This is a genomic window from Streptomyces boetiae (assembly GCF_031845405.1).
Classification (GTDB): domain Bacteria; phylum Actinomycetota; class Actinomycetes; order Streptomycetales; family Streptomycetaceae; genus Streptomyces; species Streptomyces boetiae.
In genome coordinates this window covers 18,267-27,412 of sequence record NZ_JAVREN010000064.1, presented here as the reverse complement: position 1 = coordinate 27,412, position 9,146 = coordinate 18,267, and the positions used below count along the sequence as shown (strand labels likewise).

Annotated in this window: 9 protein-coding genes; 5 read left to right on the top strand and 4 right to left on the bottom strand. The window is 74.1% G+C overall.

The annotated features are described in order from the left end of the window. Window positions 1-276 precede the first annotated feature (276 nt). On the bottom strand, window positions 277-1,320 hold the full coding sequence (locus tag RM780_RS25685) for a GlxA family transcriptional regulator (protein ID WP_311633286.1): 1,044 nt from the start codon (window positions 1,318-1,320) through the stop codon (window positions 277-279). A gap of 71 nt (window positions 1,321-1,391) precedes the next feature. On the opposite strand from RM780_RS25685, the gene RM780_RS25680 reads away from it, so the two are divergent. Beyond that, window positions 1,392-2,708: an MFS transporter gene (locus RM780_RS25680; RefSeq protein WP_311633285.1), complete on the top strand. Its 1,317-nt coding sequence runs from the start codon at window positions 1,392-1,394 to the stop codon at window positions 2,706-2,708. 339 nt (window positions 2,709-3,047) lie between these two features. On the opposite strand, the gene RM780_RS25675 is transcribed toward RM780_RS25680, so the two are convergent. The 3 genes from RM780_RS25675 to RM780_RS25665 all read right to left on the bottom strand — a co-directional run bounded on the left by RM780_RS25675 (window position 3,048) and on the right by RM780_RS25665 (window position 5,233). After that, complete coding sequence (locus RM780_RS25675; protein WP_311633284.1) at window positions 3,048-3,812, bottom strand: LPXTG cell wall anchor domain-containing protein; 765 nt, start codon at window positions 3,810-3,812, stop codon at window positions 3,048-3,050. A gap of 181 nt (window positions 3,813-3,993) precedes the next feature. After that, window positions 3,994-4,575: an aminoacyl-tRNA hydrolase gene (gene pth / locus RM780_RS25670; protein WP_311633283.1), complete on the bottom strand. Its 582-nt coding sequence runs from the start codon at window positions 4,573-4,575 to the stop codon at window positions 3,994-3,996. A 46-nt stretch (window positions 4,576-4,621) separates the two neighbouring features. Beyond that, a complete protein-coding gene (locus RM780_RS25665) occupies window positions 4,622-5,233 on the bottom strand; it encodes a 50S ribosomal protein L25/general stress protein Ctc (protein WP_311633282.1) in 612 nt (203 codons plus the stop codon). 266 nt (window positions 5,234-5,499) lie between these two features. On the opposite strand from RM780_RS25665, the gene RM780_RS25660 reads away from it, so the two are divergent. From RM780_RS25660 to RM780_RS25645, 4 genes are all read left to right on the top strand, one after another. Next, the gene (locus RM780_RS25660; protein WP_311633281.1) at window positions 5,500-6,777 is read left to right on the top strand and encodes an AAA family ATPase; all 1,278 of its coding nucleotides are present in this window, start codon (window positions 5,500-5,502) and stop codon (window positions 6,775-6,777) included. Beyond that, on the top strand, window positions 6,777-7,451 hold the full coding sequence (locus tag RM780_RS25655; RefSeq protein WP_311633280.1) for an RloB family protein: 675 nt from the start codon (window positions 6,777-6,779) through the stop codon (window positions 7,449-7,451). The genes RM780_RS25660 and RM780_RS25655 overlap by 1 nt, the downstream gene beginning before the upstream one ends. Window positions 7,452-8,097: 646 nt before the next feature. Then, a complete protein-coding gene (locus RM780_RS25650) occupies window positions 8,098-8,406 on the top strand; it encodes a hypothetical protein (protein ID WP_311633279.1) in 309 nt (102 codons plus the stop codon). A gap of 1 nt (window position 8,407) precedes the next feature. Further along, the gene (locus tag RM780_RS25645) at window positions 8,408-9,031 is read left to right on the top strand and encodes a restriction endonuclease subunit S domain-containing protein (protein ID WP_311633278.1); all 624 of its coding nucleotides are present in this window, start codon (window positions 8,408-8,410) and stop codon (window positions 9,029-9,031) included. Window positions 9,032-9,146: the final 115 nt, after the last annotated feature.

The window sequence follows — 9,146 nt, the reverse complement described above, 5'->3', positions numbered from 1 at the left end:
GGGCGGGGCCCGCGCCCCGGGGGGGGCGGCGCGGGCCCCCCCACCCCCGGGCACCTGGCGCTGCGCGGGGCTGTCCCCCTGATTCCCTTCCCCTCCAGGCACCGGAGCCCGGGCCCTCTGGCCTGCCTGCGGCGGCGCCCCCGGGCTTCTGGCCTCGGAGCCGCGCCCCGAGCCCCTTTCCCTCCGGGCGCTGGGCCCCCCGGGGCCTCTGGTCTGCCGGGGCTTCGCCCCTGGGTGCTCTGCGGGGCTGGGCCCCGCGGGTCCCCGTGGGGGCGGTCACCGCTGGGAGCGGAAGGTGCGGCGGTAGGCGGAGGGGGAGACGCCGAGGGTGGACTGGAAGTGCTGGCGGAGGGAGGCGGCCGTGCCGAAGCCGGTGTGGTCGGCGATGCGGTCGATGGGGAGGTCGGCCGTTTCCAGGAGGTGGCGGGCGCGTTCGATGCGCTGGCGGGTCAGCCAGCGCTGAGGCGACATCCCCGTCTCCTCCCGGAAGCGGCGGGTGAACGTCCGCACGCTCATCGACTCGCGCTCCGCGAGCTGCCGCAGCGTCAGCGGCTCCCCGAGCCGGTCCAGGGCCCAGGCCCGCGCCCGTCCCGTGGAGTGCAGGCGCGGCTCGGGGACGGGCAGTTCGATGTACTGGGCCTGCCCGCCGTCCCGGTGCGGCGGGACGACCGTGCGGCGGGCCACCGCGTTGGCCGCGGCCGAGCCGAAGTCCTGGCGCACCAGGTGCAGGCACAGGTCGATGCCCGAGGCGACCCCCGCCGAGGTGAGCACGTCCCCGTCCTCGGTGTAGAGGATGTCCGGGTCGAGCCGCACCCGCGGGAAGAGCGCGCGGAAGTGGTCGCAGTGCGCCCAGTGCGTCGTGGCCCGGCGCCCGTCCAGCAGGCCGGCGGCGGCCAGCACGTAGGCGCCCGTGCAGATCGAGGCGATCCGGGCGCCCGGCCGGATGCGGGCCAGGGCCTCGGCCAGGGGCGCGGGCAGCCGGCCCTCGGTGTACGTCTCGTCCGACTCGTGCGAGGCCGGAACGATCACGGTGTCCGCCTCCGCCAGCGCCTCGGGGCCGTGGGGGACGTTCACCGTGAAGTCGGCGTTGGTGCGCACCGGTCCGGGGTCGGTCGTGCAGGTCACCACCTCGTACAGCGGCGTGCGGTCCGCCGCGGCGGCCAGCCCCAGGATGCGGTGGGCTATGCCGACCTCGATCGGCAGCAGGCCGTGGCGGACCAGCACGGCGACGCGGTGGCGGCCGGTCGTCCGGAAGACGGGCGAGACGGGCGAGGCCGGGGCGGCGGATGAGGGCGGGGCGGGCGGCGGGGGAAGGGCCATGGCCCGATCCTTGCACATCGTGGCCATCGGGCCACTCGTCCGGGCGGATCATCACACGGGAGCATCCCTGGGTGACCTCGACCGTTCCCTCCTCCCGCCTCCTGAGCCCCCGTCCCGGCCGCCGCCCGCCCCGCGTGCACCCCGCCTGGTGGGCCGCGGCGGTGGCGTTCGTCGCCCTGGTCGGCGCCGCCGGCTTCCGCGCCGCGCCCGGCGTGCTGATCGACCCGCTGCACGAGGAGTTCGGCTGGTCCCGGGGCAGCATCTCCGCGGCCGTCTCCGTCAACCTCGTCCTCTACGGCCTCACCGCCCCCTTCGCCACCGCGCTGATGGAGCGCTACGGCGTGCGCCGCGTCGTCTGCGGCGCCCTGGTGCTGATCTCCGCCGGGAGCGGGCTGACCGTCTTCATGAACAGCCAGTGGCAGCTCCTGCTCTGCTGGGGCGTCCTGGTCGGCCTCGGCTCAGGATCGATGGCGATGGCCTTCGCGGGAACGATCGCCACCCGCTGGTTCGAGGCCAGGCGCGGTCTGGTCACCGGCATCCTCACCGCCGGCAGCGCCGCCGGGAACCTCGTCTTCCTGCCCCTCGTCGCCCTGCTCGCCGAGGGCCCCGGCTGGCGGGCCGCCGCGGTGGCCGTCGCGCTGAGCGCCCTGGCCGTGGTGCCGGTGGTGATCTGGCGGCTGCGCGACCGGCCCGAGGACCTGGGCGTCCTGCCCTACGGCGCGGGCCCGGCCTACGAGACCCCCGCCCCGCCGCCGCCCGGCGCGGCCCGGCGGACGCTGGCCGTTCTGCGCGACGCCTCGCGCGGGGGCGCGTTCTGGCTGCTGGCAGGGACGTTCGCGATCTGCGGCGCCTCCACCAACGGCCTGATCGGGACCCACTTCGTGCCCGGCGCGCACGACCACGGGATGCCGGTGCCGGTGGCGGCCTCGCTGCTGGCGGTGATCGGCATCTTCGACCTGGCCGGAACGGTCGCCTCCGGCTGGCTGACCGACCGCTACGACGCCCGCCGCCTGCTCGCGGTGTACTACGGCCTGCGCGGGCTGTCGTTGCTCCTGCTGCCCTCGCTGCTGGCCGAGTCCGTGCACCCGCCGATGCTGCTCTTCGTGATCTTCTACGGCCTGGACTGGGTGGCCACGGTGCCGCCGACGCTGGCGCTGTGCCGGGAGCACTTCGGCGCGGACGGCGGGGTGGTCTTCGGGTGGGTGCTGGCCTCGCACCAACTCGGCGCGGCGGCGGTCGCCTACGGGGCGGGCGCGATACGGGACGCCACCGGCTCCTACGACCTGGCGTGGTCCTCGGCGGGGGTGCTGTGCGTGGCCGCCGCGGTGCTGGTGATGGTCATCCGCCGCGCTCCGGCCCTGCCGGGCCGGATGACCGCGGCGGCCTGAGCGGGCGCTGCCGAGCCCGGACCCGGCCCGGCGGGTGCTGTGGCCACCGGCGCGCCGGGCGCGCGACCCGCGCGAGGCGGGTGCGATGCGCCCCCGCCGTCCCCGGCACGGGCCGGGACAGCCGGCCCGCGGGGACGTACGGCCGGGTCTGGGGGGCGGCGCCGGGGCCGCGCGGGACGGCACACCCCGCCCGGGCAGGGGCGGCCCGCGCCCGGCCCTCCGGCGGGCGGAGTCCGGGCGGCGCGGGTGCCCGTGGCACGGAAACGGCGCGCGCCGCCCCGGACGTGGGGCAGGGCGGCGCGCGCCGTCCTCGCCTGCGGTGGCGTCGGCCGGGGGCCGTCAGCTCTGGCGGGCCGCGTTCCTGCGGCGCAGGGCCAGATAGCCGCCGGCGGCCAGCAGCAGCGCGGCGCCCGCGCCGAGGGCCGCGACGGGCGTCGAGGACCCGGTCTCGGCCAGGTCGCCGCCGGAGTCGCCCCCGGCCTCGCCGCCGCTCTCCCCGCCGGACGCGGCCATGCCCTCCTCGCCGGAGGCGGCCTCGCCCCCGGTGGTGCCGCTCGTGCCCGTGGTGCCCGTGGTCTCCTCGCCGCCGGTGACGGCGGCGCTCTCCTCGCCGCCGGTGGTCCCGGTGGTCCCGGTGGTCTCCTCGCCGCCGGTCGTGCCGGTGGTCCCGGTGGTCTCCTCGCCGCCGGTCGTGCCGGAGGTGCCCTCCTCGGTGGCCGGGCAGGTGTGCGAGAGGCGGAAGTCGACCGGCTCGCCCTCCACGGTCGCGCTCGCCTCGACCAGCGTCGCGCCGGGCTCGGAGGCGACGTAGGCGTGCTTATCCGTCGGCGGCCCGAACTCGGTGACGACCTGCTCGCCGCCCGGCTCGAAGGTCACGCGCAGCTCGACGAACGTCGTGCTGTTCCCCGGCAGCACGAAGTGCCAGCCGTCGAGGTCCGCGGCTATGGGCGGGCAGGTCTCGTGGGCGAACTCGGGGTCGTCGGCCGTGATCGGCGGGTCCTGGTGGAGCCCCACCTCGTTCTCGGTGGCGAGGGCGGGGGAGGCTCCGGCGATCAGCAGCGCCGCCGCGGCGCCTGCCGCGCCGACGAGTCTCAGGGTGCGCATGGTGTCCTCAATCTGATGTGCGGAAGGAGGGGTTCCGGTGAAAGGGCGGGGGGCCGGGCCAGGATCGTGGTCCCGGCCCGGCCCCACAAGGAGGAAACCTCCCCATCCGTCACCGCGCGCCCGCGATGCCCGGAAGGCCGCCGATAACGATCCGGGCACCCCGGCGGCGACCCCGCGGCGCTCAGCCGTTGAAGGCGCTCTGCGCCCGCTCCAGACCCTGGGTGACCAGGGCCTCCACCGCGTCGGCGGCGCGGTCGACGAAGTAGTCCAGCTCCTTGCGTTCCGCCGCCGAGAAGTCCCGCAGCACGTACGTCGCCACGTCCATCCGGCCCGGCGGGCGGCCGACGCCGAAGCGGACGCGGTAGTAGTCCCGGCCGAGGGCGGCGGTGAGGGACTTCAGGCCGTTGTGGCCGTTGTCCCCGCCGCCGCGCTTCAGGCGCAGCACGCCGTAGCCGATGTCCAGCTCGTCGTGGACGACGACCAGGCGCTCCGGTGGCACCTTGTAGAAGCCGGCCAGGGCCGAGACCGGGCCGCCCGAGAGGTTCATGTACGACAGGGGCTTGGCCAGCACCACGCGCGGCGCGTCGGTGCCCGGGGCGCCCAGGCGCCCTTCGAGCACCGAGGCGCGCGCCTTGTGCGTGCGGAAGGTGCCCCCGATCCGCTCGGCGAGCAGGTCGGCGACGAGGAAGCCGACGTTGTGCCGGTTTCCCGCGTACTGCGGCCCGGGGTTGCCGAGGCCGGCGATCAGCCAGGGTTCGTCCACGCGCGCACCTTCTCCCGTCGCTCTCGGCGGCCCGGGTCCGGGGGCCTCAGGCCCCGGACCCCTCCTCGGCGGACTCCGCGGCCTCGCCGCCCTCGGGCGCCTCGGCCGACGGCTCCTCGCCCTGCGGCTGGACGACCTGGATCACGATCTCCTCGCCGTCCACGGCCAGCGTCGTGCCGGACGGCAGCGGGATGTCCTTGGCCAGCACGGAGGCGCCGGTCTCCAGGCCCTCGACGGAGACGGTCACCGACTCGGGGATGTGCGTGGCCTCGGCCTCGACGGGCAGGGTGTTGAGCACGTGCTCCAGCAGGCCGGCGCCGGGGGCCAGTTCGCCCTCGGTCAGAACCGGGATCTCGACGGTGACCTTCTCGCCGCGCTTGACGATGATCAGGTCGATGTGGACCAGGAAGCCGCGGATCGCCTCGCGCTGCACGGCCTTGGGGATCACCAGCTCCTCGCGGCCCTCGACGTCCAGCGTGATCAGGACGTTCGGGGTCTTCAGCGCCAGCATGGTCTCGTGCCCCGGCAGGGTCACGTGGACCGGGTCGGTGCCGTGGCCGTAGATGACGGCGGGAACCTTGCCCACCGCGCGGATGCGCCGCGAGGCACCCTTGCCGAACTCCTTGCGGATCTCCGCGCTGATCTTGACGTCGGCCATGGCCGCACTCCTCCTGGGGACCGGAAAACGAACACGTCACCCGGCCAGGAGCCCTCACCAGCACGTCGATAACGGACCGACCCCTTCCCGGGGCCCTCCCTCGCCGAGCAACCCGCCGAGTCTAACCCGGCGCGGCGGCCCGGCGGCGCCGATGCGCATCACCGGGATGGCGGAGGGGGCTGCGCCCCATGCACCCGGTCGGACTGCCGCAGGGCCGGACAGGCACCGGGCGGCTAGGCTGACCGCCAAGAGGAAAGGGGGATGGTGTGCTGCTCCGGTTCCGTACGGCAAACGTTCGGTCACTGCGCGGCGAGCAGGAGCTGTCCTTCGTGGCGACCGGTGACGAGCCGGGGACGGTGACACGCGAGGTGCGGCTCGCAGGCGAGCGCACCGTTCGCGTTTTTCCCCTCGCCGGGATCTTCGGCGCCAACGCCTCCGGCAAGTCCAACGTGCTGGCCGCGCTCGTCACCATGCGCAGGGCCGTTCTCAATTCCTACGCCCAATGGGCCTCCTACGAGGGCATCCCCCGGGACCCCTTCGCCCTGGACGCCAAGGAGCAGGCCGAACCCAGCTTCTTCGAAACGGACTTCGTGATCGACGCCGTGCGGTGGACGTACGGATTCGAGCTGGACGACAACCGAGTGACGGCCGAGTGGCTGCACGCCTACCCCCGGGGCCACCGGCAGGTGTGGTTCGACCGCGACGCCGCTCGCGCCGACCCCTACGAGTGGCCCGGCTCCCGGGTCAAGGACCGCGCCCAGCTGGCCCGCCGCACCCGGCCGAACGCCCTGCTGCTCTCCACCGCCGGCACCGACAACCACCCCCAGCTCTCCCCTCTCTTCCACTGGTTCCGGCGCAACCTCTGGCTCATCAACCCCGAACGCGAGCGCGCCGAGCGCGAGCAGTTCACCACGCGCGAGCTGTCGGGGAGCCGAGCACGCCGCATCAACGAGCTGCTGCGAGTCGCTGACCTAGGGATCACCGGCGCGGAGGTCGTTCAGGAGGGCAAGGGACGCGCCACGGTACGGCTCACCCACCGGTCGGCCACCGGGGAGACCGCCTTCGACTGGAAGGACGAGTCCTTCGGCACCCGCTCCTGGTACGCCCTCCTCGGCCCGCTGCTGCTGGCCCTCGACGAGGGTGCCGTGCTGCTCGTCGACGAGCTGGACGCCAGCCTGCACCCGCGCTTCGCCGCCGAGGTGATCCGCCTCTTCCAGGACCCCGCCTCCAATCCCGGAGGGGCGCAATTGATCTTCACCTCGCACGACCCCTCCGTGCTCGTCACCCCGAGCGGCGAGCGGCTCCTGGACCCCGGGCAGGTGTGGCTCACGGAGAAGGACGAGGACGGCGCCACCGACCTGTACCCGCTGACGGCCGCCGAGCCCGGTGACGACGAGGACCTGATGAAGTCGTACCTGGCCGGTGCGTTCGGGGCCGTGCCGGCGCTCCTGGAGGGCCAGATCGCCCGGCGCCTGCTGGCGGTCGGCGAATCCGGGGACGCCTCCGGCGAGGCAGTCCCGCCACTCGAAAGCGAGCCGCGCTGATGGCGCGCACCAGGGGCAAAGATTCCCTGACCCCCGCAACGGACCGGAGCGGCCGACGGCGGCGCGAGGTCTACGTCTTCACCGAGGGCAAGGTGACCGAGCCCGACTACATCGCGATCGTTCGGGGCCGGGCCGTGTACGCAGATCCCGCCGTCCGGGTCGACGTGCACATCGCCAATCAGCGGGCGTCCGACTCGGACCGCCAGCCGCTGAAGCTGGTGGAGGCGGCGGCATCCCTGATGGAGGAGAAGACACGGGAGGCCAGACGCAGTCGGCTGAAGCAGGCGTACTGGCCGCAGGTGTGGTGCCTCTTCGACCGGGACCAGCACGAGTCCATCGACACCGTCTTCGGCCGCGCCCGGCGGGCGGGTGTCCGCGTCGCGTTCTCCCACCCGTGCTTCGAGGTGTGGCGGCTGCTGCACCTCAAGGAGGTGACGGGGACGTTCGGCGGCGTCTGCCGCACGGCGACGGCCCGCCTGCCGTTCGCCCGGAGCACGGCGAACATCAAGTCCGTGCTGCCGGAGCAGATCCCCAAGGGCAGCTTCGGGGAGGCGAAGGACCGCGCCCGGAAGATGAACGCGGCACACGGCGACCACGTGCCGATGTCCGCCCGTGACCCCTACACGGACGTGTACGCGTTCGTAGAGGAGGGGCTGGGGATCGCCTCGTACTGAGGCCGGCCCGTGGCCCGGCCCGGTGCGGAGTCTCCGAACCGCAGCCGGGGCCTCGCGGGAAGTCTCCGCGTAGGCCCCTAGGCGGAAATCTCCGCCCGATTCTGCTAGCGTCTTCCCCGGCAGGACGAGGCGCGGACGTTCCTTCGGAAACGACGGTGCCCCGGGGCGCTTGCTATGCCTAGGCGCACACCGGGGCTTACGCCCGGCATGCTATCTGCCGCCGATCGCCGGAATCAATGGGCTGGAGGACTGGTGAACGTCGGTGAGGAAGGGGGACTCGGGCGGGTCGCCCGAGCGCTGCGGGCGGAGGCGTTCTCACCGCAGGGGAGCCTCTGCTCCCCCTCGTGCGAGGAGGCGCTGCGCTGGTACGACTGGGAGACGCGCGTCGCCACCGCCTTCTTCGCGCTCCTGCGGCACCTGGAGCGCACCCTGGGCCAGGCCATGTCCGAGCAGCTGACCGTGCACTTCGGCCGGGAGGACTGGTGGGACCACCCCGGGATCAACCTGCATCACGCATCCCAGCACAAGATCGACAACGCCCTGGACAAGCTGGCCAAGGAGACGCGGCTGGGCACGTCGCGCCGGACCGGCTCCGTGCAGCGGGAACTCACCCTGGGCTTCTGGGTCTCGTTACTCGGAAGCGGCCATGACTACGAGTACGAGGCTGTGGCGCCCGGCCCTGCGGCACGCGTTCCCGGCCTACCGCGGCCCGCGCCGGCCGCTCCACCGCACCCTGGATCACCTGCGCACGCTGCGGAACAAGGTCGCCCACCACGAGCCGATCGGCCCGCGCGACCTCGGCGCGGACCGCGACTCGGCGCTTCTCGTCCTCGGATACCTGTCCGACGACGTCCAGCGCTGGGTCGCCTTGGTGGACCGGATTCCCGCGGTGCTGGCTGAACGCCCCGCGCCGTGCCGGCACCTCTCCCTCCCCACGCAGCGGACGGAGCGCTGACGTGGCCGGAGCAGCGCACGTACCGCTCGGGGAGCTGTGCCGGATCGTGCCCGGACCGTCCGGGAGCTGGCTGCACGGGATGACCGCGGACCTGGACGACGGCGTTCCGGTCATCACCCCGCCCGACATCACGGACCAGAACACCGTGGACGTCCAGGGCATCAAGCGGGTGGGGAAGGACGCGGCCGACGCCATGGCGGCCCGCTACCGGCTGGCGGAGGGGGACATCGTCCTGGTACGGCAGGCCGTCACCGGCCTCGGACGGCGGGCGCTGGTGGGGCCGGGGGAAGCGGGCTGGCTCTTCGCCACGTCCTGCGTGCGCATCACGGCGACCTCCGGCCGGCTGCTCCCGGAGTACCTGCTGCACTACCTCGGCGACCCGACGGTGCGCGCCTCGCTCGACCGCCTGGCGAATCCGGGGCAGGCCGTGAACACCCTGACGGTCACCAGCCTGGCCCGGCTGGCCGTGGTGCTGCCCGACCTGGCGAGTCAGCGGGCGCTGGCCGGGGCGCTCGACGCGATCGACGAGCAGCTGGCGTGCAACGCGGCGCAGAACCGCCGCTTGGCCCAGCTCGGGCAGGCCCTCCTTACCGAGCAATTGAAGGACTGGCGGGGGGAGGGGTGACGGCTGTCGGCTGCGGGGCCCTGGCGCCTCGCGCTGGGGCGTTCGGGGCACATGGCCTGCGGACGATTTCAGGAGGTCACCTCAAGGACCTTAAGGTTCCCTAGGCAGCCCCAGG

Bases quoted from the DNA above. Each gene is read 5' to 3' on its own strand.
- RM780_RS25685 (WP_311633286.1), bottom strand. From the start codon at position 1,320: ATGGCCCTTCCCCCGCCGCCCGCCCCGCCCTCATCCGCCGCCCCGGCC.
- RM780_RS25675 (WP_311633284.1), bottom strand. From the start codon at position 3,812: ATGCGCACCCTGAGACTCGTCGGCGCGGCAGGCGCCGCGGCGGCGCTG.
- RM780_RS25665 (WP_311633282.1), bottom strand. From the start codon at position 5,233: ATGGCCGACGTCAAGATCAGCGCGGAGATCCGCAAGGAGTTCGGCAAG.
- RM780_RS25655 (WP_311633280.1), top strand. From the start codon at position 6,777: ATGGCGCGCACCAGGGGCAAAGATTCCCTGACCCCCGCAACGGACCGG.
- RM780_RS25650 (WP_311633279.1), top strand. From the start codon at position 8,098: ATGACTACGAGTACGAGGCTGTGGCGCCCGGCCCTGCGGCACGCGTTC.